A 25,784-nucleotide genomic window follows, 5' to 3' on the forward strand; every position below is an offset into this window, starting at 1 on the left:
ATGGAGAAGCTCAGCACCGTGACCGGCGTCGCCGTCCCGCTCCGCCGCTCGAACGTCGACACCGACCAGATCATCCCGGCCGTGTTCCTCAAGCGCGTGACGAAGACCGGGTTCGACGATGCGCTGTTCTTCGCATGGCGCCAGGACCCCGAGTTCATCCTCAACGACCCGGCCTACACGGGCGCCCGCGTCCTCATCGCCGGCCCCGACTTCGGCACCGGATCCAGCCGCGAGCACGCCGTCTGGGCGCTGCGCGACTACGGGTTCGACGTGGTGATCAGCTCGCGCTTCGGCGACATCTTCCGCGGCAACTCGGGCAAGCAGGGCCTGCTCGCCGCCCAGGTCGCGTACGAGGACGTCGAGCGCCTCTGGGAGGTCGTCGAGGCCGAGCCGGGAATACCCGTCACCGTCGATCTGGTTGAGCGTACGGTGAGCGCGGGTGCGCTCACCGTGCCGTTCGACATCGACGACTACACTCGGTGGAGGCTTCTCGAAGGGCTCGACGACATCGGGCTCACCCTGCGGGACGAGGAGTCGATCGCCGAGTTCGAGTCACATCGCGAGGCTTGGCGGCCGAAGACCCTCCCCATCCGGGAGCCGGCAGAATCAGGGAGTCTGTGAACACACTCGGGCAGGACGCCAAGAACCACGCGACGGCAGTCGGATTGAACGTCGACCGCATCACCATCAACGGCGGCAAGCCGCTGCGCGGTCGCATCGAGCTCAAGGGCGCGAAGAACCTCGTCACGAAGGCGATGGTCGCGGCCATCCTCGGCGACACCCCCAGCGTGCTGAAGGACGTGCCGAACATCAGCGACGTCCGCATCGTGCGCGGCCTCCTCGAGGTGCACGGCGTCAGCGTCACGCACGGCGTCGACGAGGGCGAGCTCATCCTCGACCCGTCGGCCGTCGAGTCGGCGCACATGGCCGACATCGACGCGCACGCCGGCTCGAGCCGCATCCCGATCCTGTTCTGCGGGCCGCTCCTGCACCGTCTCGGCGAGGCGTTCATCCCCGACCTCGGCGGATGCCGCATCGGCGACCGTCCGATCGACTTCCACCTCGAGGTGCTCCGCAACTTCGGCGCCATCGTCGAGAAGCTCCCGAGCGGCATCCGCATGTCGGCCCCCGGCGGCCTGCACGGCGCGAAGGTCTCGCTGCCCTACCCGAGCGTCGGCGCGACCGAGCAGGTGCTGCTCACCGCCGTGCTCGCCGACGGCATCACCGAGCTCTCGGGCGCGGCGATCGAGCCCGAGATCATGGATCTCATCAACATCCTCCAGAAGATGGGCGCCATCATCACGGTCGACACCGACCGCGTGATCCGCATCGAGGGCGTCGAGAAGCTGCAGGGCTACACGCACCGCGCGCTCTTCGACCGCAACGAGGCCGCCAGCTGGGCGGCCGCGGCCCTCGCGACCGACGGCGACATCTTCGTCGGCGGCGCCCGCCAGGCCGAGATGCTCACCTTCCTCAACGTGTACCGCAAGGTCGGCGGCGCGTTCGAGATCCAGGAGGACGGCATCCGCTTCTACCACCCCGGTGGCGAGCTCAAGCCGGTCATCATCGAGACCGACGTGCACCCCGGGTTCATGACCGACTGGCAGCAGCCGCTCGTCGTGGCGCTGTCGAAGGCCAAGGGCGTCTCGATCGTGCACGAGACCGTGTACGAGCAGCGCTTCGGCTTCGTCGACGCGCTCGTCGAGATGGGCGCGTCGATCGACGTGCACAAGGAGTGCCTCGGCGGCCGCCCGTGCCGCTTCGGACAGCGCAACTTCCAGCACTCCGCGGTCATCTCGGGTCCGGCCAAGCTGCACGGCGCCGACATCGAGGTGCCCGACCTCCGCGGCGGCTTCAGCCACCTCATCGCGGCACTGACCGCCGAGGGTCGCTCGACCGTGTCGAACGTCGGGATCATCGCGCGCGGCTACGAGAACTTCATCACCAAGCTGGAGCTGCTCGGGGCGGACTTCACGCTCGAAGGATAATGGGTCCGTGCCACAACAAGACCCGACCGCTGCGCGTGCGGCGAAGCCGGGGGCCGAGAAGCGCCGTCCGTCGTTCTTCTGGGTCCTCGCCGTCCTGATCCTGCCGCTCTGGAACCTGGCGGTGAAGTACCGCTTCCACCACCCCGAGCGGATGCCGCGGACCGGCGCCTTCGTGATGTCGCCGAACCACTACAGCGAGGTCGACCCCGTCGTCATGGGCGTCGCCGCGTGGAAGCTCGGCCGTGCGCCGCGGTTCCTCGCCAAGGCGTCGCTCTTCAAGAACCCGGTGGTCGGGTGGTTCCTGCGCAGCTCGGGGCAGATCCCGGTCGAGCGCAGCGGCAGCCAGAGCCACGCGGCCATCCGCGCTGCTGAAGACCTGGTCTCCAAGGGCCGCATGGTCATCGTCTACCCCGAGGGTTCGCTCACGCGCGACCCCGACATGTGGCCGATGCGGGGCAAGACCGGCGCCGTGCGCATCGCGCTCGAACGCGGCATCCCGCTGGTGCCCGCCGCCCACTGGGGCACGCAGCAGATCCTCCCGCGCTACGGCAAGAAGCTGAGCCTCTTCCCGCGCAAGACGGTCGACGTCATCATCGGGGAGCCGATCGACCTCTCGGCGTACGAGGGCAAGCTCGACCAGGCGAGCCTGACGGCGGCGACCGCCGTGCTCATGGACGCGATCGCCGCGCTCCTCGCCGAGCTGCGCGGCGAGCCGGCGCCGGCCGAGCGCTGGGACCCGGTCAAGCACGGCCAGAAGGAGACGGGTCGCCTCGACCGGAAGGACGGGTCGCGGTGAACCGTCGGTCGGGGCGCCGCGCGCCCGGCAAGCGCGTCGCGGTGCTCGGCGCCGGCAGCTGGGGCACCACCTTCGCGAAGATCCTCGCCGACGGCGGCGCCGACGTCATGATCTGGGCGCGCCGGCCCGAGCTGGCCCGCGAGATCCAGGAGGCGCGGCGCAACAGCGACTACCTCCCGGGCATCAACCTGCCGATCGGCCTCCGCGCCACCAGCCGCATCGACCTCGCCCTCGCGGGCGCCGAGCAGGTGTACGTCTGCGTGCCGAGCCAGACGCTGCGGCAGAACCTCATCGCGGCCGAGCCGCACCTGCACGCCGAGGCGACCGTGGTGTCGCTCATGAAGGGCGTCGAGAAGTCGACCGGGCACCGGATGAGCGAGGTCATCGCCGAGGTGCTGCCCATCGCCGAGTCGAACATCGCGGTGATCTCGGGCCCCAACCTCGCCCTCGAGATCGCGAAGGAGCAGCCGACGGCGGCCGTCGTCTCCTCGACGAGCCTCGAGACGGCGCAATCCGTGGCCTCCATCTCGCGCAACAAGTACTTCCACTCGTTCGTGAACACCGACGTCATCGGCACGGAGTTCGGCGGCGTGCTGAAGAACCTCATCGCGGTCGCGATCGGCATCGTCGACGGCGCGGGGTATGGCGAGAACACGAAGGCCTCGATCATCACGCGTGGCCTCGTCGAGATGACCGACTTCGCGGTCGCCTACGGCGCGCACCCCGACACGCTCTCGGGCCTCGCCGGCCTCGGCGACCTCATCGCGACGTGCCAGTCGCCGCTGTCGCGCAACAACACGGCCGGGCGCCTGCTCGGCCAGGGCTACAAGCTGCCCGACGTGGTGAACCGCATGCAGCAGACCACCGAGGGCCTCGCCTCGGTGGGCCCGATCCTCGAGCTCGCGCGGGCGAAGGGCGTGGAGATGCCCATCGTCGAGCAGGTCCGGCAGGTGCTCGCGGGCACCCTCGCCCCGAAGGACATGGCACCGCACCTCACGACCGACGACGAGCCGCAGGGCGAAAGGACATTGGATGGACAAGCTCAGGGTGGTTCTGCTGTTCGGCGGGCGTTCAAGCGAGCATTCGATCAGTTGCGCAACGGCGGGCGGGATCCTGGGGGCGATCGACCGTGACCGCTACGAGGTGATCCCGGTCGGGATCACCCGCGACGGCGCCTTCGTGCTCGAGGCCGACGATCCGGCCCGGTACGCCCTCGACCCGGCGCACCTGCCCGAGGTCGTCGACAACGGCACCCGCGTGCGCTGGCCCGAGAGCTCGGCGTCGCGTGACGTGCGGGTGACTGATGCGTCGGGCGAGCGCTCGCTCGGCGACGTCGACGTCGTCCTCCCGATCCTGCACGGCCGCTTCGGCGAGGACGGCACCGTGCAGGGCCTGCTCGAGCTCGTCGGACTGCCGTACGTGGGCAACGGCGTGCTGGCGTCGGCGATCGGCATGGACAAGCACGTCACGAAGACCGTGCTCGAGGGCGCCGGCATCGCCGTGGCTCCATGGGTGACGCTCACGCGGGCCGCCCTCGCGGAGGACCCCGAGCTGTGGACGCGCCGGGTGCACGGCCTCGGCCTCCCCGTGTTCGTGAAGCCCGCCCGCGCCGGTTCGTCCGTGGGCGTGAGCAAGGTCTCCGACTGGTCGGAGCTCGACGCGGCGCTCGACGTGGCGTTTGCCGAGGACCGCACGGTGCTCGTCGAGTCCGCCGTCGTCGGCCGCGAGATCGAGTGCGGCGTGCTCGAGGGACGTGACGGCCATGGGCCGCGCGTGAGCGTCGCGGGCGAGGTCGTCGTGACCGGTCGCGACTTCTACGACTTCGAGGCGAAGTACCTCGACGCGCCCGGTGTCGACCTCATCTGCCCGGCCGACCTCGGCGACGGCGAGCTGTTCGAGCTCCGCCGCATCGCCCGGCGGGCGTTCGAGGCGATCGGCGGCGAGGGGCTCGCCCGCGTCGACGTGTTCCTCACCGACGAGGGCTTCGTCGTGAACGAGGTCAACACGATGCCGGGGTTCACACCCATCTCGATGTTCCCGACGTGCTGGCTGAACTCGGGGCTCACGTACCCCGAGCTGATCTCCGAGCTCATCGAGGTCGGGCACGCGCGCGGCAGCCGCTGAGCCTCGGCGGCCCGTCGCGGCATCCGTGCCGGTTCGTGGGCCGTTGGACCCATGACGCCGCGAGTTCGGCGTGCCACGATGGTGACATGGCTGATGAACGCGAACCGGTGAAGGTCCTCAGCGACGACGAGTGCTGGGCGCTGCTCGTGGAGAAGGACTTCGGACGACTGGCCGTCTCGATCGGCGACCAGCCCGAGATCTTCCCGATCAACTACACGACCGTCGAGGGCGGTGTCCTGCTGCGCACCGCGGAGGGCACCAAGTTGTTCGGGGTGACGGTGAACAACCGGGTCGCCTTCGAGATCGACGACTACGGCGCGACCGACGGCTGGAGCGTCGTCATCAAGGGCCGCGCCAGGGCTCTCGAGACCGCGGCCGACATCGCCGAGGCGGAGGAGGCGTCGCTCGTGCCGTGGATCCCGACGGTGAAGCGCAACTTCATCCGCATCGACGCCGACCAGATCAGCGGCCGCCGAGTGACCTTCGGGCCCGAGCCGGAGGCGGACCTCGACGCGAGCTGAGCGCGGCCGCGTCGCGGAAGAGTTCGGCCGCTCAGCCGAGGATCGCGTCGTCGACGTTCGTGCAGCCGCCCTCGGCGGGGATCGCCGAGACGGCCGACGACAGGTCGGCGATCGCGGTCGTGCCCGACACCACGTCGTTGTCGATGAGCACCTCGACCGCGGGCGTGCGACCGAAGGTCGTGAACAGGTAGCGCGGGGCATCCGACTCGTCGATGACCCAGTCGACGCCGTCGACGCTCACGCAGCGGTCGGTCGTCGGACCGAGCGGCTCGACGCCGCAGCGCAGCAGCACCGACGCAGGATTGCCCCAGGCGCCCGTGCCCTGCGCGTTCGTCTCGCGCTCGGCCTGGCCGGCGACGACGTCGGGCAGGCGCACGATGACGGCGGCGCAGTCGGCGTCGGTCGCCTGCGGCGCGGCGTCGAACACGACGGGCTGGCTGCAGCCGGCGAGCGCGATCGTGCCGGCGACCGCGAAGCCGATGGCGAGCGCGACGCGTCGCAGCCCGCGTCGGGGCAGGGGAGCGGTGGGGTGGGGCATCGCCGTTCAGGCTACCGTGAGTGGCATGGAAGCAGCTGCGCGCCCGGATTCGCCCACGATCGGCGAACTCGGCGAGTCGCGTACGCTCGCACGCATCCTGCCGCGGCTCTCGCCGGGCGACGCGTCGCTGCTCGGCGCCGGCGATGACGCCGCGGTCGTCGCGGCCGCCGACGGACGCTACGTCGTGACGACCGACCTGCTCGTGCACGGGCCCGACTTCCGCCTCGCGTGGTCGACGCCGTTCGAGCTCGGCTGGAAGGCAGCCGCCACCAACCTCACCGACGTCGCCGCGATGGGCGCCCGGCCCACCGCGCTCGTCGTCGCCATCGCCGCGCCGCCGACCACGCCCGCGGCCGTGCTCGAGGGCATCGCGGACGGCCTGCGCGAGGGACTCGCGGCGCTCGCGCCGGGTGCCGGCGTCGTGGGCGGCGACCTCTCGGCGTCGACCGTGCTCACGATCGCGGTGACGGCGTTCGGCGACCTCGAGGGCCGCGCGCCGGTGCTCCGCTCGGGCGCGCGCGTCGGCGACGTCCTGGCCCACGCGGGCGCCCGGGGCGACGCCGCACGCGGGCTCGCGCTGCTCTTCGCCGAGGGCACGGATGCCACGGGCGAGCCCGACCCCGACCGGGCCGCCGACGTGCGCGCGCGGCATCCCGAGCTCGTGGCGGCGCAACTCGCGCCGAATCCGCCCGTCGCCGCGGGCGTGGCCGCCTCGCTCGCCGGTGCGACGTCGATGCTCGACGTCTCCGACGGACTCGCCCGCGACGCCCGCCGCATCGCCGAGGCGAGCGGCGTCGGACTCGACTTCGACGGCGAGGCGCTCGGCACCGACCTGCGCGTCGCGTTCGCCGGCGCCGAGGACCACGGCCTGCTCGCGACCTTCCCGGCGGACGTCGACGTGCCCGCACCGTTCGAGGTGGTCGGCCGCGTGGTGCCCGCTCCCGGCGAGGTGCTCATCGACGGGCGCGGGATCGACGCCGAGGGCTGGGACCCCTACTCGGGCTGGGACGGCCGCTCGGGCTGAGCCGCCGCCCACCACAGCGTGGTCTCGCCGTAGTCGCGGCGGCGCTCGGGCACGATGCCCTCGGGCCAGCTCGGCTCGGGCGAGCGCGAGCTCCGCTCGACGACGATGATGGCGTCGGCCGCCAGCAGGGGCGCGAGCAGCTCGAGGTCGTGCGCGACCGCGGCCTCGCCGAGGTCGTACGGCGGGTCGATGAACACGAGGTCGAACGGGCCCGTCGCCGACTCGAGGTACGACGCGACGCTGCGCATCGCGACCCGGATGCGCGGCCGATGGCCCCGCGCCGCGCGGGTCACCGCGTCGGCGTTGCGACGGCAGATGTCGGCGGCGGGCTTCGCCTTCTCGACGAGCACGACCTCGGCCGCGCCCCGGGAAGCCGCCTCCAGCCCGAGCGCGCCCGACCCGGCGTAGAGGTCGAGCACCGCGCCGCCGTCGACGGCGTCGCGGGCCTCGAGCGCGGAGAAGATCGCCTCGCGCACGCGGTCGCTGGTGGGACGCGTGCCCGAGCGCGGCACGGCGAGGGAGAGCGAGCCGGCGAATCCGGCGATGATGCGGGTCATGCTCCCGGCAGCATATCCGCGAGGTTGCATGCTGTCATGCCTGCGCGAGCACGTGCCCGGCGCTGCCATGATGGAGGGGTGGATGACTCGACAGACCAGGCGCCCGCCGAACCGTCCCGCCACCGGGGGGACGAACAGCAGTTGATCGACCGACTCTGGGACTTCGGCGACCCCGCCGCGAGCGAGGAGCGGTTCCGCGAGGCGGCCGACGACGACTCGCATCCGGCGCACGTGCGCGCGGTGATGACGACCCAGCTCGCCCGTGCCGTCGGCATCCAGGGCCGCGCCGACGAGGCGCTCGCGCTGCTCGACGAGGTCGGGTCCCGCGGCATCCCGTCCGACGACCCCGAGCGCGACGCCGCCGAGGTGCGCGCTCGGGTGTCGATCGAGCGCGGGCGCATCCTCGCCGCCTCCGACCGCCGCGCCGAGGCCGTGCCCGAGCTCACGCGCGGCGTTCGCGAGGCCGCGCTCGCCGGATCGAACTTCCTCGTCCTCGACGCGCTGCACATGCTCGCGCTCAACGACGAGGGGCACGAGGAGGAGTGGGCCGCCGAGGGACTCGACGTGCTCGCCGGATCGCGCGACCCGCGCGTGCTGCGCTGGGGTGTCGCCCTGCACAACAACCTCGGCTGGACCATGCACGACTCGGGCCGCGCCGAGGCGGCGCTCGCCGAGTTCCAGCTGGCCGTCGACGCAGCCGATCGGTACGGCACCACCCAGCAGCAGCACGTCGCGCGCTGGTCGGTGGCCCGTTGCCTGCGCACGCTCGGCCGGAACGACGAGGCGCTCGAGCTCCAGCGCGAGCTCGCCCGCGCGCGCCCAGACGATCCCTACGTGCAGTCCGAGCTCGCGGAACTCACGACGGACGAGTCGGGCGGGGAGCCTACGATCGAGGCATGACGGCCGAAGGAGCGGATGCCGCGGGCGCCGGTCGGTTCACCCTCGACACCCGGCTCTCGGGCGCGCTCGGCGGCCGCACCGCGCAGGCGATCGAGCGTGCGTTCGGCTACCGCACGGTGGGCGAGCTGCTCGCGCACTACCCGCGCCGATACGCGCTCCGCGGTGAGTTGACGGCCCTTGCGAGCCTCCCGCTCGACGAGAACGTGACGATCGTCGCCGAGGTGCTCGAGGTGCGCGTACGCGACATGCGCCAGCGTCGGGGGTCGATCGTCGAGGCGAAGATCTCCGACGGCACCGGCATCCTGACGCTCACGTTCTTCAACCAGCGGTGGCGCGAGAACGACCTGCGACCCGGCCGCCGCGGCATCTTCGCGGGCAAGGTCGGCGACTACAAGGGCAACCGGCAGCTCGCGCATCCCGACTACGAGCTCTTCGACGACGCCGAGATCGTCGCCACGGATGCCGCGAAGCGCTGGGTCGAGGCGCCCATCCCGATCTACCCGGCCACCGGCACCCTCGCCAGCTGGCAGCTCGCGAAGTCGATCGCACTGCTGCTCGACGGACTCGGCCCCGTCGACGACCCGCTGCCCGAGCAGGTCCGCCGAGCACGCTCGCTGCTCGACCACCGGCGGGCGCTCGAGCAGGTCCACCGGCCCGAGACCGAGGCCGACTGGAAGTCGGCACGCCGCACGCTGCGCTTCACCGAGGCGTTCGTGCTGCAGACCGCGCTGCTGCTGCGGCGGGCCGAGCTGCGCGAGCACTCCACGACCGCGCGGCCGCCGGCGCCCGAGGGACTGCTGGCTCGCTTCGACGCATCGCTGCCGTTCACGCTCACCGACGACCAGCAGGAGGTCGGCGGAGAGATCGCCGACGACCTCGGACAACCCGTGCCGATGAACCGGCTGGTGCAGGGCGAGGTGGGCTCGGGAAAGACGCTCGTCGCGCTGCGCGCCATGCTCGCGGTCGCCGACTCGGGCGGGCAGTCGGCGCTCCTCGCGCCCACCGAGGTGCTCGCGGCGCAGCACGTGCGGTCGATCGCGCGGATGCTCGGCCCCGACCTCGCTGCGACGCTCATGCCCACGCTGCTCACGGGCCAGCTGCCGACCGCCGAGCGCAAGAAGGCGCTGCTGCGGGCGGCCGCAGGCCAGTCCCGCATCGTGGTCGGCACGCACGCGCTCATCGGCGACGCGGTGTCATTCGCCGACCTCGGGCTCGTGGTCGTCGACGAGCAGCATCGGTTCGGCGTCGACCAGCGCGAGGCGCTGCGCCTCAAGGGCCAGCACCCGCCGCATGTGCTCGTGCTCACGGCGACGCCCATCCCGCGCACGGTCGCCATGACGGTGTTCGGCGACCTCGACGTGTCCACGATCCGGGAGCTCCCCGCGGGCCGGGCCGGCATCGAGTCGTTCGTGGTGCCGCTCGCCGACCGTCCGGGCTGGCGGCCGCGGGTCTGGGAGCGGCTCGCCGAGGAGGTCGAGCTCGGCCGCCAGGGCTTCGTGGTCTGCCCGGCGATCGAGGCGAAGGTCGCGGAGGATGACGGGGAGCCGCTCGAGGAGGGGGCCGAGGGCGGGGCGCCCGCGGCATCCGTGACCTCGGTGCTCGCCGAGCTCGCCGCGCACCCGCGCTTCGCCGACAAGCGCGTCGCCCCCCTGCACGGGCGCATGAGCGCCGACGAGAAGGATGCCGCGATGCGGGCGTTCGCGGCGGGCGAGCTCGACGTGCTCGTCGCCACCACCGTCATCGAGGTGGGCGTCGACGTGCCGAACGCGAGCGCCATGGTCGTCGTCGACGCCGACCGCTTCGGCGTCTCGCAGCTGCACCAGCTCCGCGGCCGGGTCGGCCGCGGGAGCGTGCCGGGCCTCTGCCTCCTCGTCACGAACGCGGAGGCGGGCTCGCTCGCCCGCCAGCGCGTCGAGGCCGTCGCGGCGACGCTCGACGGGTTCGAGCTGGCCCGCGTCGACCTCGAGCTGCGGCAGGAGGGCGACGTGCTCGGGGCGAGCCAGTCGGGCGGGCGCTCGTCGCTGAAGCTCCTGCGCGTCGTGCGCGACGGCGACGTCATCTCCGACGCCCGCGACCTCGCCGCCGAGGTGCTCGCCGACGACCCGGGGCTCGGCCGACACGCCGCCCTCGCCGCCGAGGTGCGCCGCCGGCTGGACGCCGAGACCAGCGGATTCCTGAGCAAGGGCTGAGACTCTCCGACAGCGCTTCCGGTGCCGCGAGCGGGCACTACGCTGGTGCGTATGCAGCGGATCGCCGTCGTCCCAGGCTCGTTCGACCCCGTCACGCTCGGCCATCTCGACGTCATCGGTCGGGCCGCGGGGCTGTACGACGAGCTGCACGTCGTGGTGGTGCACAACCCCGACAAGACGGCCCTGCTGCCCATCGCGCAGCGCGTGGCGCTCATCGAGAAGTCGATCGTCGACGCCGGCATCGAGGGTCGCATCGTGGTCGCCTCCTGGAGCATGGGGCTCCTCGTCGACTACTGCACCGACGTGGGCGCGACGGTGCTCGTGAAGGGCATCCGCTCGCAGGTCGACGTCGCGTACGAGACGCCCATGGCGATCGTGAACCGGCATCTCGCGGGCGTCGAGACCGTCTTCCTCCTGCCCGACCCGGCGAACGCGCACGTGTCGAGCTCGCTCGTGCGTCAGGTGGCCGCGCTCGGCGGCGACGTGTCGCCATACGTGCCCCTCGTCGTGGCCGACTACCTGCAGGGAGCGGTGACGGCATGAGCGAGGCGGCGGTCACCGTGGGCGGCCAGGCCGACGCCGGCCGCACCGAGCTCGCGCTCGGGATCGACGAGGTCGGCTCGCTCGCGGCGAGCATCGTGCAGAACGTCGAGACCGTCATCGCCGGCAAGCGCGAGGCCATCACGGCCGCACTGACCGTGCTGCTCGCCGAGGGCCACCTGCTCATCGAGGACGTGCCCGGCGTCGGCAAGACGATGCTCGCGAAGGCGCTGGCCCGATCGGTCGACGCGAGCGTGAGCCGCATCCAGTTCACCCCCGACCTCCTGCCGAGCGACGTGACGGGCGTGAGTGTCTTCGACCAGTCGACCCGGCAGTTCGAGTTCAAGCGCGGCCCGGTGTTCGCGAACCTCGTCATCGGCGACGAGATCAACCGCGCCAGCCCGAAGACCCAGTCCGCCCTGCTCGAGTGCATGGAGGAGCGCCAGGTCACGGCCGACGGCACGACCTACGTGCTCGATCAGCCGTTCACCGTGGTGGCGACCCAGAACCCGGTCGAGATGGAGGGCACGTACCCGCTGCCCGAGGCACAGCGCGACCGCTTCATGGCCCGGGTCTCGATGGGCTACCCGTCGCCGGCCGACGAGATCGCGATGCTGTCCACGCGCGAGACGTCGAGCCCGCTCGACCGGCTCGAGCCGGTCGTGTCGCTCGCCGAGCTCCGCGACATGATCCAGGGCGTGCAGCACGTGTTCACGTCGCAGCCGGTGAAGGAGTACGCGGTGCAGCTCGCCCGCGCCACCCGTGAGGACCGCCAGCTCCGCCTCGGCGCGAGCCCGCGGGCCACGCTGCAGCTCATCCGCGCGGCCAAGGCGCACGCCGCCATGCACGGCCGCGACTTCGTGCTCCCCGACGACGTCGACGCCCTCGCGGTGCCCGTGCTCGCGCACCGACTCGTGCCGACGAGTCGTGCCATCGGCGCCCACGACCGCGACAGCGGGCCGCTCATCGACGCCATCGTGCGGCGCATCGTGGGGGAGACGCCGGTCCCAGTCGGCAGCGCACGAAGGAGTTAGCCGTGTCCCGCCCCCGCTCCGTCCGCGTCTCGGCCTGGCCGCGACTCACCAGGCGCGGGGGCGCGCTCGTGGCGGTGGGCGTGCTGCTGCTCGCCGTGTCGCTCTGGTTCGACCTGCGCGACGTCATGCTGCTCGCGTTCGTCGGCATCGCGATGCCCCTCGCGGCGGCCGTCTTCGTGCTCGTCCGCACGCCGCGGCTCGCCGTGACGCGCACGTTCGCCCCGCCGGTCGTGCCGGCCGGCGGGTGGACCCGGGTCTCGCTCGTGGTGAAGAACCGCGGCCGGCGCACGTTCGACGGCGCGCACTGGCGCGACACGACGCCCGACGGCATCCAAGCGCCGCCCGAGGCGATCCTGCCGGGCATCGGTCCGTACGAGAGCGTGCTCCCGTCGGGCGACGACACCGTGCGTCTCGAGTACCGGGTGCGGATGCCGCGGCGCGGCGTCCCGACGGTCGGCCCGCTCCGCGTGGCGGTCTTCGACCCGTTCGGCCTCGCGCGCATCGACCGCGACGTGGGCACCGGGCACGAGATCGTGGTGACGCCGCGTGTCACGGTGCTCGACGCCGCGCTCGGCAGCGCCGCGTCGATCGACGGCGTGGTGCACGGGCTGCAGCGGCGCACGCATCCGAACTCCGACGAGCTCATCGCCCGCGAGTACCGCTACGGCGACCCGCTCCGCCGCGTGCACTGGGCGGCGACCGCCCGGCGCGGCGAGCTCATGGTGCGCGAGGAGGAGCAGCGCGGCGACCCCGAGGCGCGCCTGCTGCTCGATACGACGCTCTCGGGCCGTCCGCGCGTCGCGTCGCTCCGCCGCGAGCACGACGACGCCCCGCACTTCGGGTACGAGCTCGGCATCGAGCTCGCCGCGTCCATCGGGGTGCACCTGCTCGAGCGCGGCTTCCGCGTGCGCTGCACGCAGATCGCCGATCCCGAGCGCGGCGTCACCACCGGGGCCGCCTACGACGGCGGCTACCGCATGCCCGGCGGCGACCGGATGCTGCTCGAGGACCTCGCCCGGCTCGAGGAGCCGAGAATCTCCGCCCACGCCGGCAACGAGCCCGGGGGCTCCGAGGGCCGGCCGCGCGCCCGCGAGGCGCGGGCGCCGGGCTTCGCGGTGCTCATCGACCCCGACGAGCAGGACGCGCGCAACCTCGTCGCCCTGCGCCCGACGCTCGAGCCGGCGATCGCCTTCGCCGTGGAGGGCGTCTCGCGGCGGGTCCTCGACGAGCTCGAGGACGCCGACTGGCGCATCATCCGGCTGCGTCGACCCGCCGACATCGGCGAGGCCTGGGCCGGCATCACGGCGGCCGCGCGCCGCAGCGGCGCGATCGACGCGAGCAGCGACGACGAGCCCGGGGAGGTGGGCGATGGACGCTGACTCCGCACCGCTCACCCGCGCCCAGCGCCTCGCGCTCACGACCGCGTCGTTCCTGCTGCTCGCGGTGGCGGCGATGGCGCTCGGCCCGCTCCTCTCGGGAAGCGGCTGGTGGTGGCTCTGCGCCTTCATCGCGGCGGGCACGCTGTTCTCGGGCTTCGGGCTCCGCGCCGCTCGGACGCCGCCGTCGCTCGTCCCCGTCCTGGAGCTCGGCGTGCTCCTGCTGCTGCTCACGCTGCTGTTCGGCGGCGGCACGAGCATCGCGCTGATCATCCCGACGCAGGGCACCTTCGAGACGTTCGGCGAGCTCTTCGTGGGCGCGCAGCGCACGATCGAGCAGCAGTCGGTGCCGGCGCTCACCGTGCCGCCGCTGTCGTTCGCGCTGGCGCTCGGCATCGGGCTGCTCGCCGTCGTCACCGACATCCTCGTGCAGACGGTGCGCATGCCCGCGCTCGCCGCCGCGCCCGCGCTCGTGCCGATCCTCATCCCGGGCTTCATCATCGAGGCGGGCGCCGAGCTGCCGACCCTCGTGCTGACCGCCGCGGCGTACCTGCTGCTGCTCCGCGTCGACGTGCGCGTGCGACGCCGCGCGCAGCTCCTCGCCGGTGAGGACCCGGCGGGCCAGAGCACCGGGCAGGCCGCGACCGTCATCGCCCCCAAGCGCGTGCCCATCGTGTCGACGCTCGGCGCGTCGCTCGGGCTCGCGGCGGTCGGCCTGCTCGCGGCATCCGTGCTGGCGGCGTCGACGCCGAGCATCTCGACGAGCCTGCTGCTCGGCTCGCCGTCGCAGGGCACCCTCTTCGCCCGCGGCGTGAGCCCGTTCATCGACCTCGGCCGGGACCTGCGCCGGCCCGAGGCCCGGGCCGCGTTCCACTACCTGGCGCGCGACGGCGACCGCCCGTACTTCACCCTCCTGACGCTCGACCGCTTCGAGGGCGAGGTCTGGAGCGCCACCGAGCGCGCCGTCGACGGCGACAACACCGTCGACGCCATGCCGCGGCCCGACGGCCTGTCGCGGCGCGTGCAGACGGCGGAGCATCCGATCGACGTCGTGATCGACGACGTGAGCACGACCTGGCTGCCCGTGCCGTACCCGACGGCCGCCATCGAGGGCCTCCGCGGCTCGTGGTTCTGGGACGACGGCTCGCTCACGGTGCGCAGCGTCGACTCGAACACCGACGGGCAGCGATACCGCGTGACGCGGCTCGACGTCGAGCCGACGCCGGCGCAGCTGCGCGCGGCGAGCAACGTGCCCGAGCAGTTCGCCCCGTTCCTCGAGCTGCCCGACGAGATGCCGCAGATCATCACGGACACCGCGGCGGTAGTCACGTCCGGCACCGCCACGAAGTACGACGCGGCGGTCGCCATCCAGGCGTACCTGCGCGGCCCCGACTTCGACTACTCCACCGAGGCGCCAGTCGAGGAGGGCTACGACGGCGGCGGGTTCGACGTCATCGCCCGGTTCCTGGAGACGAAGGCGGGCTACTGCGTGCACTTCGCCTCGACCATGGCCGTGCTCGCCCGCGAGGTCGGCATCCCGGCGCGCATCTCGATCGGCTACACGCAGGGCTCGCCCACCGAGGAGCGCGTCGACGGCGTGCAGCGGGTCGAGGTCGACTCGCACGACCTGCACGCGTGGCCCGAGCTGTACTTCGAGGGCGTCGGCTGGGTGCCGTTCGAGCCGACCCCGGGCCGCGGTCTCGTGCCCGACTACTCGCGACCCAACGCGGGCGAGGAGCAGGGACCGAACATCCCCAACGCGGCGACGTCGACGCCGGGCGCGAGCGGACGTCCCGAGCTCGACCCCGACCGGGGGCTCGCAGGCCCCGACGGCGGCGTGCTGGGCTCGGCTGGCGACCTGTGGCTGCGCGGCGGTGCGCTGCTGCTCGTCGTGCTCGTGCTGCTCGTGACTCCCGCGGCGTTCCGCGGGAGCCAGCGCCTCAGCCGGATCGGCCGCATCCGGCGGGGCGAGCGGCCGGCGGATGCCGCGTGGGACGAGCTGGTCGCCACGGCACGCGACCTCGGCACCGGGCTCGGCGACGTCGAGACCGCGCGCGCCTTCGCAGCGCGCATGGCCGCACGCCCGGCGTTCGCCGAGGACGTCGTCGCCCGCAGCGCGCTGCTGCGCCTCCGCGACGGCGTGGAGCGCGAACGGTACGGTCCCGTGGGTCGTGCGGCGGGTCCCGGGATCGCCGAGGACCTCGTCACGGCGAGGACGGCGCTGCTCGCCGACGCCACGGCGGGGGAGCGCGCGAGGGCCGTCTTCGTGCCGCGCTCGCTCTTCGAGCGGGCCCGCCGCCTGCTCGGCGATCGGGTCGCTCCCGGGGCGTAGAATCGTCGATCGTGGCCACCCAGCATTCGCCGTTCAGCCTGAACGCGCGCGACCTCGTGAACCGTCCCGGCGAGATGCGCGAGCAGCGCCTCGCGATCCCCGTCGCCCAGCAGATGGGCGAGGGCCTCGTCTCGGTTCGGGAGGGTTCCGAGCTCGATCTCGACGCCCGTCTCGAGTCCGTGCACGAGGGGATCCTCGTCACGGCCGAGGTCGACGCGGTCGCCGAAGGGGAGTGCGGTCGCTGCCTCATCGACATCGCCCTGCCCGTCGAAGTCGAGTTCCAGGAGCTTTTCGCGTATCATTCTGGGGAAGCTTTCGAGTATGAGGTTCAAGACGACCACGTGGATCTTGAATCGCTCATCCGAGATGCGGTGGTGCTGGCACTGCCGTTCCAGCCGGTGTGCCGGCCGGACTGCCCGGGTCTCGACCCCGTGACCGGGCTCCGACTGGCCGATCATCCGGAACTCGTCACCCCTGAGCAGCGCGACCCGAGGTGGGACGCGCTCGCGGGGTTCAAGGCTTCCGAAGACCAAGGCACGGGTGCTGCACCCGAGGCCGACCAGCAGAGAGATTGAGAGAGAGTCATGGCTGTTCCCAAGCGGAAGAAGTCACGAGCCAACACCCACGCGCGCCGTTCGCAGTGGAAGGCCGAGGTCCCCACGCTCGTCAAGACCGTCGAGAACGGCAAGGTCACCTACAGCCTTCCGCACCGCGCGAAGGTCGTCGAGGACTCGGCGGGCACTCCGCTCTTCCTCGAGTACAAGGGCCGCAAGGTCGCCGACGTCTAGTCGGCCGCAGGCACGCCACCGACCGGTCGTGACGCGAACGGAGCAGGCAGGGAATCCAGATCCCACGCTCGACGAGCTGCAGCGCACGCTGCAGGTCGAGGTGGATCCGGCCCTCCTCCAGCTCGCGCTCACGCACCGGTCGTTCGCGTACGAGAACGGCGGCATCCCCACCAACGAGCGCCTCGAGTTCCTCGGCGACTCCATCCTGGGGCAGGCCGTCACGGTCAAGCTGTTCCGCGACCACCCCGAGCTCGACGAGGGCGAGCTGGCCAAGCGTCGCGCGAGCCTCGTCTCGAGTGCCGCGCTCGCCGAGGTCGGCCGGTCCATCGGCGTCGGCTCGTACGTCCGGCTCGGCAGAGGTGAGACCATGACCGGCGGAGCCGACAAGCCGTCGATCCTCGCCGACACCGTCGAGGCGATCATCGGCGCGGTCTACCTCGACGCCGGCGGCGACGCCGCAACGGCGCTGGTGCTGCGCCTCGTCACGCCGCTCCTCGCCGACCCCGACCGGTTCGGCGCGGCCATGGACCCGAAGACGAGCCTCCAGGAGATCGCCGCGCGCCGCAGCGCGCCGCCGCCCGTCTACACGGTCACCGAGTCCGGACCCGACCACAACAAGCACTTCGTCGCCACCGTGTCGGTCGGCGAGCTCGTGCAGGCGAGCGGCGAGGGCTCGAGCAAGAAGCAGGCCGAGATGGCCGCCGCGCTCGAGGCCTGGACCGACCTGAACAGCCGCTGACGTGCCCGAGCTTCCCGAGGTCGAGGTCGTCCGCGCCGGACTCGCACCCGCGGTCACCGGCGCGCGCATCGCCGCCGTCGACGTACTCGACACGCGTTCGCTGACCCGGCACGACGCTGCATCCGGCGACTTCGAGGCGATCCTCACGGGCGCCCGCATCGAGGCCGCCGTGCGACGCGGCAAGTTCCTCTGGCTGCCGATCTCGCCCGACCGTGCGATCGTCGGGCATCTCGGCATGAGCGGCCAGCTGCTGCTGCGCACGCCCGACCACCCGGGCGACGACCGGCATGCCCGCATCCGGCTGCACCTCGAGCATCCCGAGCACGGCGAGCTGCGCGTCGACTTCGTCGACCAGCGCACGTTCGGCTCGCTCGCGGTCGACCGCCTCGTGCCCACGGCCGACGGCGAGATCGCCGGGTTCTCGGCGGGCGTGACCGGACCGTGGGCGCGCAGCATCCCCGCCCAGGTCGCGCACATCGCCCGCGACCCGCTCGACCCCGCCTTCGACGACCGCGCCTTCCTCGACGCGTTCGGGCGCCGTTCGTCGGGCGTGAAGCGCGTGCTGCTCGACCAGAACCTCGTGAGCGGCGTCGGCAACATCTACGCCGACGAGTCGCTGTGGGCGGTGCGGCTGCACGGCGAGCAGCCCGCCTCGTCCATCCCGCGTCGCCGGGCCCGCGAGCTGCTCTCGGCGGTACGCGAGGTGCTCGGCAAGGCGCTCGCCGAGGGCGGCACGAGCTTCGACGAGCAGTACGTCAACGTCAACGGGGCATCCGGCTACTTCGCCCACTCGCTCAACGCCTACGGGCGCGCCGGCCTGCCCTGCCCGCGCTGCGGCACGCCCATGGTGCGCGAGGCCTTCATGAACCGGTCGTCGCACTTCTGCCCGAGGTGCCAGCGGCTCCGGATGCCGCGGCCGGCCGCTGCCACGTCGACTCCAACGCGAACGGGCGGAATCCCAGCGCCACGTTGATCGCGAGCATGTGCTCGTTCTCGTCGGCGTTCCACGTGTAGATGCGCTCGCGCGTCGGGTCGGCGTCGTCGAGGGCGACGAGGTTCGCGAGCTTCATCCGCAAGCCCAGGCGATGGCCCCGGTGCGGAGCGAGCACGATCGTGTCCCACTGCTCGACCGCCGCGGAGTCGGGCAGCAGCGACAGCTCGGTGAATCCGGCGACCTCGCCGTCGGGGGCCACTGCGACGACGTTGAGGTGCGTGCGACCGACGTCGCGCGCACGGCGCTCGCCGTCGCGGATGCGCGCGGCGTCCCACTGCTCGAGCCCCCACTCGATGGCCCCCGCCGGCGGATCGGTCGACATGCGCTCGTGGGCGGCCGCGAGCGAGTCGAGGAGCTCGTCGGGGGCCTCGTCCTGCCAGGCCACGAGGCGGTAGCCGTCGGATGCCTGCTCGAGCGATGCGCCGAGCAGCCGTCGGAACTCGTCGCCCCGCCCTGCGACGTCCATGGCGCTCACCCGGTACAGCTGGCCGAGCGCATAGCCGCGCGCGAGCGCGAATCGGACCGCCGGCGCATCGGCTGCGATGTCGGCGTCGCCCTGCGGCGCGTGGAGGCGGGGGCCGGCCGCGTCGGCCGCGTCGATCAGGTGGTCGGCCGAGAGCACGGTGGTGGGGCGCCCCGCCGTGCGCGACGCCTCCTCGGCGGCGGCGAGCAAGGCCGAGCCGATGCCCGCGCGTCGCCGGTCGGGCTCGACGCCCAGGATCTCGATGTACGCCGTCGCGGCGTCGTCATCGAGTTCCCACTGCACCTCGACGAGGCCGACCAGCCGATCGGCGTCGAACGCGCCGATCGCGGTGTAGCGCGTGAAGTCGGCCCGGCGCAGGTCCTTCAGCACCTCCTGGGGCCGGCGAGTCAGGTCGGAGGTGCCCAGTGCCTCGATGTCGAGGCGCCGCAGGAGCGCGGCGTAGGCGCCCAGCTCGGCGTCATCGGCCGCGCCGGCGTGGTGGGGGAGTCGGATCGGACGGATCTCGACGCTCATGATCGCTCCTCACCTGGGCGCAGGCAGCCGCCCAGACTAGCGCGGGCGCAGCGTCGGCGGCAAGGGTCGATCGGGCGGTGACGGCGCGCGCGGCGGGGCGCGAGGGCCCGTCTCGGGTACGCTTCTGCGAGGCATCCGCACCATCGAGCCGAACCCGGGGGAGCATGTACCTCAAGAGCCTGACGCTGAAGGGCTTCAAGTCCTTCGCGCAGCCGACGACGTTCGCGTTCGAACCGGGCGTCACCTGCATCGTCGGCCCCAACGGCTCGGGCAAGTCCAACGTCGTCGACGCGCTCGCGTGGGTGATGGGCGAGCAGGGCGCGAAGACCCTGCGCGGCGGCAAGATGGAGGACGTCATCTTCGCCGGCACCGCGACGCGCGGGCCGCTCGGCCGCGCCGAGGTCAGCCTCACGATCGACAACGCCGACGGCGCGCTGCCCATCGAGTACACCGAGGTCACGATCTCGCGCACGCTGTTCCGCAACGGCCAGAGCGATTACGCGATCAACGGCGAGACGTGCCGCCTCCTCGACGTGCAGGAGCTGCTCAGCGACTCCGGCCTCGGCCGCGAGATGCACGTCATCGTGGGGCAGGGACAGCTCGACGCGGTGCTGCACGCGAGCGCCGAGGACCGGCGCGGCTTCATCGAGGAGGCCGCCGGCATCCTGAAGCACCGGCGGCGCAAGGAGAAGACGCTCCGCAAGCTCGACGCGATGCAGGCGAACCTCACGCGGCTGAGCGACCTCGCCGGCGAGATCCGCCGCCAGCTGAAGCCGCTCGGACGCCAGGCCGAGGTGGCCCGCGAGGCGGCCACCATCGCCGCCGTCGTGCGCGACGCGCGCGCCCGCCTGCTCGCCGACGAGGTCGTCGGCCTCCGCCGTGCGCTCGAGGAGCACGGCCGCAGCGAGCACGAGCGCCACAGCGAGCGGCTCGTGCTGCAGGAGGAGCTCGAGCAGCACCAGGCGAAGGTCGAGCGGCTCGAGGCGACCTACCTCGGGGACGACGTCGACGCGGCCCGCTCCACCACGCACGCGCTCGAGTCGGCGCAGGAGCGACTGCGTGCGCTCGACGCGCTCGGCAGGCAGCGCATCGCCCTGCTCGGCGCGCAGGTCGAGCCGGCGGATGCCGCGCCGAGCGTCACCCGCGCAATGATCGACGAGGCGACCGACGGCCTCGACGGCTTCACCGCCGCCGTGGGCGACGCGGCCTCCGCGCTCGAGTCCGCGGTGGTCGCGACCCGAACCGCGCGCGACGAGCTCGACGTCGTCGACCAGGGCATCGCCCGCCAGAGCGCGCAGGTGACGGCCTACGACCTCGAGCTCTCGGGCCTCGCCGGGCAGGCCGACACCGCCGCATCGAAGCTCGCCGCGGTGCGCGGCGAGGTGCTCCGGCACGCCAACGCACTCGAGGCGGCCGCCGCGCGCCGGGAGGCCGCGGGCGTCGCGCTCGCGCGCGTCGAGGCGGAGGCGGAGGCGGGCGGCGACGCCGAGACCGACCTCGACGAGGCCTACGAGCTCGCGCAGGCCGCCGTGTTCGAGGCCGAGGCCGAGATCGAGCGCATCCGCGAGGAGCTGCACGCCCGCGAACGGGAGCAGGGAGCGCTCGCCGCACGCACGGCCGCGCTCTCGCTCGCGCTCGACCAGAAGGACGGCTCGGCGGCGCTCGTCGCCGCGAACGTGGACGGCGTCCGTGGGCTCCTCGCGGAGTCGCTGCACGTCGAGCCCGGGTTCGAGGCGGCGATCGCCGCCGCGCTCGGCTCGCTCACCGACGCCGTGCTCGTCGACGACCGCGACGCCGCCTGGCGCGCGCTCGAGCACGCCGAGCGCGGCGAGCTCGGCCGCGTCGCGCTCGCGCTCGCCGACCCGGGCGTCGCGCCACGCACGGCCACCGCGGTCGACGGGCTCACCGCGGCATCCGACGTCGTCACCGCCCCCGCGGGCGTGACCGCGCTGCTCGCCGAGGTGCTCATCGCCGACGACCTCGCCGCCGCGCGCGCCGCGGAGCCCGCGCTCGCGCGACTCGACGGGCCCGCCACCGTGATCACCAAGGACGGCACCGTCGTCGGCCGCTATGTCGTGCGCGGCGGCACCGGCCGCGAGCAGAGCCGCATCGAGCTCATCGCCGAACGCGACCGCGCGGGCGCCCGCCTCGAGGAGGTCCGCTCGGAGCTCGAGCGCAGCCGGTTCGAGCTCGCCGAGCAGCGCGAGCTCGTCGAGCGCTCGAAGGAGCAGGCGAAGGCCGCGCTCGCCGCGCTGCGCGAGTATGACGCGCAGCTCGCCCAGCGCACCGAGCTGCTGAACCGCGCTCGCGTGCAGGTCGAGGCCGCCGACGCCGAGGCCGCGCGCCTCGAGCAGGCGGCCGCGAACGCGCAGGAGCGCGTCGCCGAGGCCGAGCGCGCCGCGGAGGCTGCGAAGGCGGCGCTCGAGGCGGCCCGCGCGGTACCGCGTCCGGTGCTCGATGCGACCGCTCGGGACGGCGCGGTGTCGGCGCTCGACCGTGCGCGCGAGCTCGAGGTCGAGGCGCGCCTCCGGGTCGAGACCGCCAAGGAGCGCGTGCGCGCCGAGGAGGCCCGGGTGCGGGCCATGGAGCGCCAGTTCGAGGCCGAGCAGCAGGCCGCAGCGGATGCCGCGCGGCGGGCGGTGCTCCGCCGTGCGCAGCTCGCGGCTGCCTCGCGGGTCGCCGAGTCCCTGCCCGCGGTGCTCGCGTCGGTCGACGCCTCGGTCGCCGAGGCGCGCGTGGCGCTCGGACGGGCGGAGGCGCAGCGGGCGAGCCGCAACGAGGAGCTGCAGCGCGTGCGCCGGCAGGAGGCCGCCGTGCGCGAGCGGCTGCACGCCGTGACCGAGGACGTGCACGGCCTGGAGCTGCGCATCTACGAGAAGAAGCTGCACGCCGCCGGGCTCGTCGAACGCGCCGAGTCGGAGCTCGGGCTGACCGAGGACGTGCTCGTGGCCGAGTACGGCCCCGAGGCCGAGGTGCCGGCCGAGTCCGTGGACGCCGAGCCCCGCCCGTTCGTGCGCGAGGAGCAGCAGCGCCGCCTCGCCGTCGCCGAGCGCAAGCTCGCCCAGCTCGGGCGCGTGAACCCGCTCGCGCTCGAGGAGTTCGCGGCGCTCGAGCAGCGGCACCAGTTCCTCACCGAGCAGCTCACCGACCTCGCGAACACCCGCAAGGACCTCCTCACGATCATCGAGGAGATCGACGGCAAGATGGAGTCGATCTTCCGGGGAGCGTTCGAGGACACGCGCGCGGCGTTCGCCGAGGTGTTCCCGGTGCTCTTCCCCGGCGGCGAGGGCCGGATCGCGCTGACCGACCCCGACGACATGCTGACGACCGGCATCGAGGTGTCGGTGAAGCCCGCCGGCAAGAAGATCGAGCGCCTCTCCCTGCTCTCGGGCGGCGAGCGCTCGCTGGCCGCGGTCGCGCTGCTCATCGCGATCTTCAAGGCCCGCCCGAGCCCGTTCTACATCATGGACGAGGTCGAGGCCGCGCTCGACGACGCGAACCTCGGGCGCCTGCTCACGACCCTCGAGGACCTGCGCGAGTCGAGCCAGCTCATCGTGATCACGCACCAGAAGCGCACGATGGAGATCGCCGACGCGCTCTACGGCGTCTCGATGCGCCAGGACGGCGTCTCGGCCGTCGTGGGACAGCGCGTGCGCGAGGAGCGCGAGGCGAAGGCGAGCTGAGGCGGGCGCGCGGCATCCGCTCGGCGGGCCTCAGGTGAGCCGGCGATCGCGCGAGTCGACCGTGCGGAACCACCGGTAGCCGTAGGCCGCCACCTCGACGTCGGCCCGGCCGCGATCATCGATGGGCACGACCGTGTCGGCCAGCAGGTCGGAGAGCCGTGCCCCCTCGGTCACGTCGCCGAGCGGGAGGCGCACGGTGACCGGCGTCGATGCGAAGTTGTGCACCGCGATGAAGCTGCCGACATCGGCCGACAGGCGATGCACGAGCACGGCCGGTTCGCCGGCGTCGAGCAGCTCGAGCCGTCCCCAGCCGATCTCGGGCGAGCTGCGGAAGCGGTGCGCGAACAGGCGGATCTTGGCGAGCAGCGACTCGGGGTCGTGCATCTGCGACTCGACGTTCACGTGCTCGGGCGCGTAGCCGTCGGTGGGCGGCTTCGCCACGAGTTTGCGCGCGGGCGCGCGCGAGAACCCGCCGTTCGCCTCGGTCGACCACTGCATGGGCGACCGCACGGTCATGCGCCCGCCGAGGTCGGGGTTCTCGCCCATGCCGATCTCCTCGCCGTAGAACAGCACGGGCGTGCCCGGCAGGGAGAAGAGGAGGCTGTAGGCGAGCTCGATCCGCCGCGGATCGCCGCCCACCATCGGGGGAAGCCGACGCGTGATGCCGCGCCCGTAGATGCGCTGGGACTCCTCGGGCGCGAAGGCGTCGAAGACCTCCTCGCGCTCCTCGTCGCTCAGCTTGTCGAGCGTCAGCTCGTCGTGGTTGCGCACGAAGTTCGCCCACTGGGCCTCGATGCGCAGCTCGGGACGCTCGGCGAGCATCTCCGCGAGCGGCGTCGCGTCCTCGCGGACGAACGACAGGTACATGCGCTGCATGACGGGGAAGTCGAACTGCATCGTGAGCTCGGCCGGCGCATCGACGTGGCCGAAGAAGTCGAGCTGCCCGGCGTAGTCGAGGTTCACCTCGCCGAGCAGGATCGCGTCGCTCGAGCGCCGCTGCAGGAACCGGCGGATGTCCCGGAGGAAGTCGTGGGGATCGCCGACGTCGACGCCGGACGGCGGCTCGATGAGGAAGGGCACGGCGTCGACGCGGAACCCCGAGACCCCGAGCTCGAGCCAGAAGCCCATGGTCTTCGCGATCTCGTCGCGCACGGCCGGGTTCGCGATGTTCAGGTCGGGCTGGTGCCGGTAGAAGCTGTGCAGGTAGTACTGCTCGGTGCGCTCGTCGTACTCCCAGACGCTCGACTCCTCGCCGGGGAAGACGACCTGCTGCTGCTTCGCGGGCGGCTCGTCGCGCCAGACGTAGAAGTCGCGGAACCGCGAGTCGCGACTGCGGCGGGCGTCCTGGAACCACGGATGCCGGTCGGACGTGTGGTTCATGACGAAGTCGATGATGACCCGCATGCCCCGGTCCTTCGCGGTGCGCATGAACTCCACGAAGTCGCCGAGGGATCCGTACCGCGGGTCGACGGCCTGGAAGTCGGTGATGTCGTAGCCGTCGTCGCGTCGGGGCGACGGCTGGAACGGCATGAGCCAGAGGCAGCTGACGCCGAGCTCCGCGAGGTGGTCGAGCCGGTGCGAGAGGCCCTCGAAGTCGCCGATGCCGTCGTCGTTCCAGTCGAGGTACTTCTCGACGTCGAGGCAGTAGACCACCGCCGTCTTCCACCAGAGGTCGCTGCGATCGGTGATCTTCATCGTCCGGCCACCTTCAGCTCGGGCACGACCTGTTCGCCGAACACGTCGATGAACTCGTCCTGCTCGGTGCCGACGTGGTGCAGGAACACCCGGTCGGCGCCGACGTCGGCGAGCTCGGCCAGCTTCGCCAGGTGGCGGGCGGGGTCGCTCGAGACCTGCACCGTGCGGGCGACGTCGTCGGGCGTGGCATCCGCCGTGGCCGCGTCGAACGCCTCGGGGCGGTCGATCTCCCAGATCGTCGGGCCCGGGAGCACGCCCGTGCGCCACTGGTCGTGCGCGATCGCGAGCGCCTCCTCGTCGGTGCGCGCCCAGCTGAGGTGCACCTGCACGGCGACGGGGCCGTGCCCGCCGGCATCGCGGTAGGCACGGATGACCTCGCGCAGCGCGTCGCGGGGCTGGTCGACCGTGATGAGCCCGTCGGCCCACGCGGCCCCCGAACGCGCCGTCTCCGCGCTCACGGCCGCGACGTGCAGCGGCGGCGGTACCTGCGGCAGGCTCCAGACGCGGGCGCGGTCGAGGCGCACGTGGCCGTCGGCCGTCACCTCCTCGCCGCGGAGCAGCCGTCGGATCGCGTCGACCGACTCGCGGAGGCGCTCGTCGCGCTCGACCTTCGGCGGGAACGGGTCGCCCGTGACGTGCTCGTTGAGCGCCTCGCCGCTGCCCAGCGCCGTCCAGAACCGGCCCGGGTACATCGACTCGAGCGTCGCGATCGCCTGGGCGGTGATCGCCGGGTGGTAGCGCTGGCCGGGAGCCGTGACGACGCCGAGGGGGATGAGCGTCGCCTGCAGCACCGAGCCGAGCCAGCTCCAGGCGTAGCCGGACTCGCCCTGCCGCACGCTCCAGGGCTCGAGGTGGTCCGAGCACATCGCGGCGTCGAAGCCGGCCTCCTCGGCGCGCAGCACGGCGTGCAGGAGGCGCGCCGGGGCGATCTGCTCATGCGAGGCGTGGAATCCCACGATCGTCATCCGC

23 protein-coding genes are annotated in these 25,784 nt (G+C 72.8%); 18 read left to right on the forward strand and 5 right to left on the reverse strand.

Going from position 1 to position 25,784, the window contains the following annotated elements:
* From leuD to ACWGO8_RS16070, 6 genes are all read left to right on the forward strand, one after another.
* The gene (gene leuD, locus ACWGO8_RS16045) at positions 1–621 is read left to right on the forward strand and encodes a 3-isopropylmalate dehydratase small subunit (protein WP_452044016.1); all 621 of its coding nucleotides are present in this window, start codon (positions 1–3) and stop codon (positions 619–621) included.
* Complete coding sequence (gene murA, locus ACWGO8_RS16050; RefSeq protein ID WP_452044017.1) at positions 618–1,988, forward strand: UDP-N-acetylglucosamine 1-carboxyvinyltransferase; 1,371 nt, start codon at positions 618–620, stop codon at positions 1,986–1,988. Before leuD ends, murA begins: the two co-directional genes overlap by 4 nt.
* Before the next feature lie 7 nt (positions 1,989–1,995).
* Positions 1,996–2,784: a lysophospholipid acyltransferase family protein gene (locus tag ACWGO8_RS16055; protein WP_452044018.1), complete on the forward strand. Its 789-nt coding sequence runs from the start codon at positions 1,996–1,998 to the stop codon at positions 2,782–2,784.
* A complete protein-coding gene (locus ACWGO8_RS16060) occupies positions 2,781–3,917 on the forward strand; it encodes an NAD(P)H-dependent glycerol-3-phosphate dehydrogenase (protein ID WP_452044019.1) in 1,137 nt (378 codons plus the stop codon). The genes ACWGO8_RS16055 and ACWGO8_RS16060 overlap by 4 nt, the downstream gene beginning before the upstream one ends.
* Positions 3,817–4,908, forward strand: a complete 1,092-nt coding sequence (locus ACWGO8_RS16065) for a D-alanine--D-alanine ligase family protein (RefSeq protein ID WP_452044020.1) — start codon at positions 3,817–3,819, stop codon at positions 4,906–4,908. Before ACWGO8_RS16060 ends, ACWGO8_RS16065 begins: the two co-directional genes overlap by 101 nt.
* 86 nt (positions 4,909–4,994) lie before the next feature.
* Positions 4,995–5,429: a pyridoxamine 5'-phosphate oxidase family protein gene (locus ACWGO8_RS16070; protein WP_452044021.1), complete on the forward strand. Its 435-nt coding sequence runs from the start codon at positions 4,995–4,997 to the stop codon at positions 5,427–5,429.
* 31 nt (positions 5,430–5,460) lie between these two features.
* On the opposite strand, the gene ACWGO8_RS16075 is transcribed toward ACWGO8_RS16070, so the two are convergent.
* Positions 5,461–5,967, reverse strand: coding sequence for a DUF3515 domain-containing protein (locus ACWGO8_RS16075; protein WP_452044022.1), 507 nt, complete (start codon positions 5,965–5,967; stop codon positions 5,461–5,463).
* A 25-nt stretch (positions 5,968–5,992) separates the two neighbouring features.
* Here ACWGO8_RS16075 and thiL point away from each other — a divergent pair, with 25 nt between their 5' ends.
* The gene (thiL, locus tag ACWGO8_RS16080; protein ID WP_452044023.1) at positions 5,993–6,991 is read left to right on the forward strand and encodes a thiamine-phosphate kinase; all 999 of its coding nucleotides are present in this window, start codon (positions 5,993–5,995) and stop codon (positions 6,989–6,991) included.
* Here thiL and rsmD read toward each other — a convergent pair.
* Complete coding sequence (rsmD, locus tag ACWGO8_RS16085) at positions 6,961–7,548, reverse strand: 16S rRNA (guanine(966)-N(2))-methyltransferase RsmD (protein WP_452044024.1); 588 nt, start codon at positions 7,546–7,548, stop codon at positions 6,961–6,963. The two genes, thiL and rsmD, sit on opposite strands and share 31 nt — an antisense overlap.
* A 141-nt stretch (positions 7,549–7,689) precedes the next feature.
* Here rsmD and ACWGO8_RS16090 point away from each other — a divergent pair, with 141 nt between their 5' ends.
* From ACWGO8_RS16090 to mutM, 10 genes are all read left to right on the forward strand, one after another.
* A complete protein-coding gene (locus tag ACWGO8_RS16090; RefSeq protein ID WP_452044025.1) occupies positions 7,690–8,448 on the forward strand; it encodes a tetratricopeptide repeat protein in 759 nt (252 codons plus the stop codon).
* The gene (locus ACWGO8_RS16095; RefSeq protein ID WP_452044026.1) at positions 8,445–10,637 is read left to right on the forward strand and encodes an ATP-dependent DNA helicase RecG; all 2,193 of its coding nucleotides are present in this window, start codon (positions 8,445–8,447) and stop codon (positions 10,635–10,637) included. Before ACWGO8_RS16090 ends, ACWGO8_RS16095 begins: the two co-directional genes overlap by 4 nt.
* Positions 10,638–10,688: 51 nt before the next feature.
* Positions 10,689–11,180, forward strand: a complete 492-nt coding sequence (gene coaD, locus ACWGO8_RS16100) for a pantetheine-phosphate adenylyltransferase (RefSeq protein WP_376955100.1) — start codon at positions 10,689–10,691, stop codon at positions 11,178–11,180.
* A complete protein-coding gene (locus tag ACWGO8_RS16105; protein WP_452044027.1) occupies positions 11,177–12,211 on the forward strand; it encodes an AAA family ATPase in 1,035 nt (344 codons plus the stop codon). Before coaD ends, ACWGO8_RS16105 begins: the two co-directional genes overlap by 4 nt.
* Positions 12,212–12,213: 2 nt before the next feature.
* Positions 12,214–13,590 carry a DUF58 domain-containing protein gene (locus ACWGO8_RS16110; protein ID WP_452044028.1) on the forward strand — a complete coding sequence of 459 codons (1,377 nt, stop codon included), beginning with the start codon at positions 12,214–12,216 and terminating at the stop codon, positions 13,588–13,590.
* Positions 13,580–15,919, forward strand: a complete 2,340-nt coding sequence (locus ACWGO8_RS16115; protein WP_452044029.1) for a transglutaminase family protein — start codon at positions 13,580–13,582, stop codon at positions 15,917–15,919. Before ACWGO8_RS16110 ends, ACWGO8_RS16115 begins: the two co-directional genes overlap by 11 nt.
* 8 nt (positions 15,920–15,927) lie before the next feature.
* The gene (locus ACWGO8_RS16120; protein ID WP_376955638.1) at positions 15,928–16,494 is read left to right on the forward strand and encodes a YceD family protein; all 567 of its coding nucleotides are present in this window, start codon (positions 15,928–15,930) and stop codon (positions 16,492–16,494) included.
* Positions 16,495–16,503: 9 nt separating this feature from the next.
* Positions 16,504–16,707 carry a 50S ribosomal protein L32 gene (gene rpmF / locus ACWGO8_RS16125; protein WP_022887809.1) on the forward strand — a complete coding sequence of 68 codons (204 nt, stop codon included), beginning with the start codon at positions 16,504–16,506 and terminating at the stop codon, positions 16,705–16,707.
* A 76-nt stretch (positions 16,708–16,783) separates the two neighbouring features.
* Positions 16,784–17,446 (forward strand): ribonuclease III, encoded by a 663-nt coding sequence (gene rnc, locus ACWGO8_RS16130; RefSeq protein ID WP_452044577.1) that lies wholly within the window; start codon positions 16,784–16,786, stop codon positions 17,444–17,446.
* 1 nt (position 17,447) lies between these two features.
* Positions 17,448–18,419, forward strand: coding sequence for a bifunctional DNA-formamidopyrimidine glycosylase/DNA-(apurinic or apyrimidinic site) lyase (gene mutM, locus ACWGO8_RS16135; protein WP_452044030.1), 972 nt, complete (start codon positions 17,448–17,450; stop codon positions 18,417–18,419).
* Here the strand turns inward: mutM and ACWGO8_RS16140 are convergent.
* The gene (locus ACWGO8_RS16140) at positions 18,307–19,437 is read right to left on the reverse strand and encodes a GNAT family N-acetyltransferase (RefSeq protein WP_452044031.1); all 1,131 of its coding nucleotides are present in this window, start codon (positions 19,435–19,437) and stop codon (positions 18,307–18,309) included. The genes mutM and ACWGO8_RS16140 overlap by 113 nt on opposite strands.
* A gap of 164 nt (positions 19,438–19,601) precedes the next feature.
* Between ACWGO8_RS16140 and smc the strand changes: the two genes are divergently transcribed.
* The gene (smc, locus tag ACWGO8_RS16145; protein ID WP_452044032.1) at positions 19,602–23,120 is read left to right on the forward strand and encodes a chromosome segregation protein SMC; all 3,519 of its coding nucleotides are present in this window, start codon (positions 19,602–19,604) and stop codon (positions 23,118–23,120) included.
* 30 nt (positions 23,121–23,150) lie between these two features.
* On the opposite strand, the gene ACWGO8_RS16150 is transcribed toward smc, so the two are convergent.
* Together ACWGO8_RS16150 and ACWGO8_RS16155 are read right to left on the reverse strand one after the other, a co-directional pair.
* Positions 23,151–24,815 carry an alpha-amylase family protein gene (locus ACWGO8_RS16150; RefSeq protein ID WP_452044033.1) on the reverse strand — a complete coding sequence of 555 codons (1,665 nt, stop codon included), beginning with the start codon at positions 24,813–24,815 and terminating at the stop codon, positions 23,151–23,153.
* On the reverse strand, positions 24,812–25,780 hold the full coding sequence (locus ACWGO8_RS16155) for a TIGR03885 family FMN-dependent LLM class oxidoreductase (RefSeq protein WP_452044034.1): 969 nt from the start codon (positions 25,778–25,780) through the stop codon (positions 24,812–24,814). The genes ACWGO8_RS16150 and ACWGO8_RS16155 overlap by 4 nt, the downstream gene beginning before the upstream one ends.
* Between the last annotated feature and the right edge of the window lie 4 nt (positions 25,781–25,784).

The sequence above is a fragment of the Agromyces sp. NPDC055661 genome (assembly GCF_053618135.1).

Coding starts and splice junctions, on each gene's coding strand:
- ACWGO8_RS16105 (WP_452044027.1), top strand. CDS start 11,177: ATGAGCGAGGCGGCGGTCACCGTGGGCGGCCAGGCCGACGCCGGCCGC.
- thiL (WP_452044023.1), top strand. CDS start 5,993: ATGGAAGCAGCTGCGCGCCCGGATTCGCCCACGATCGGCGAACTCGGC.
- ACWGO8_RS16150 (WP_452044033.1), bottom strand. CDS start 24,815: ATGAAGATCACCGATCGCAGCGACCTCTGGTGGAAGACGGCGGTGGTC.
- smc (WP_452044032.1), top strand. CDS start 19,602: ATGTACCTCAAGAGCCTGACGCTGAAGGGCTTCAAGTCCTTCGCGCAG.
- rsmD (WP_452044024.1), bottom strand. CDS start 7,548: ATGACCCGCATCATCGCCGGATTCGCCGGCTCGCTCTCCCTCGCCGTG.
- ACWGO8_RS16095 (WP_452044026.1), top strand. CDS start 8,445: ATGACGGCCGAAGGAGCGGATGCCGCGGGCGCCGGTCGGTTCACCCTC.
- ACWGO8_RS16155 (WP_452044034.1), bottom strand. CDS start 25,780: ATGACGATCGTGGGATTCCACGCCTCGCATGAGCAGATCGCCCCGGCG.
- ACWGO8_RS16115 (WP_452044029.1), top strand. CDS start 13,580: ATGGACGCTGACTCCGCACCGCTCACCCGCGCCCAGCGCCTCGCGCTC.
- ACWGO8_RS16065 (WP_452044020.1), top strand. CDS start 3,817: ATGGACAAGCTCAGGGTGGTTCTGCTGTTCGGCGGGCGTTCAAGCGAG.
- ACWGO8_RS16075 (WP_452044022.1), bottom strand. CDS start 5,967: ATGCCCCACCCCACCGCTCCCCTGCCCCGACGCGGGCTGCGACGCGTC.
- ACWGO8_RS16140 (WP_452044031.1), bottom strand. CDS start 19,437: ATGAGCGTCGAGATCCGTCCGATCCGACTCCCCCACCACGCCGGCGCG.
- coaD (WP_376955100.1), top strand. CDS start 10,689: ATGCAGCGGATCGCCGTCGTCCCAGGCTCGTTCGACCCCGTCACGCTC.
- leuD (WP_452044016.1), top strand. CDS start 1: ATGGAGAAGCTCAGCACCGTGACCGGCGTCGCCGTCCCGCTCCGCCGC.
- ACWGO8_RS16070 (WP_452044021.1), top strand. CDS start 4,995: ATGGCTGATGAACGCGAACCGGTGAAGGTCCTCAGCGACGACGAGTGC.
- rpmF (WP_022887809.1), top strand. CDS start 16,504: ATGGCTGTTCCCAAGCGGAAGAAGTCACGAGCCAACACCCACGCGCGC.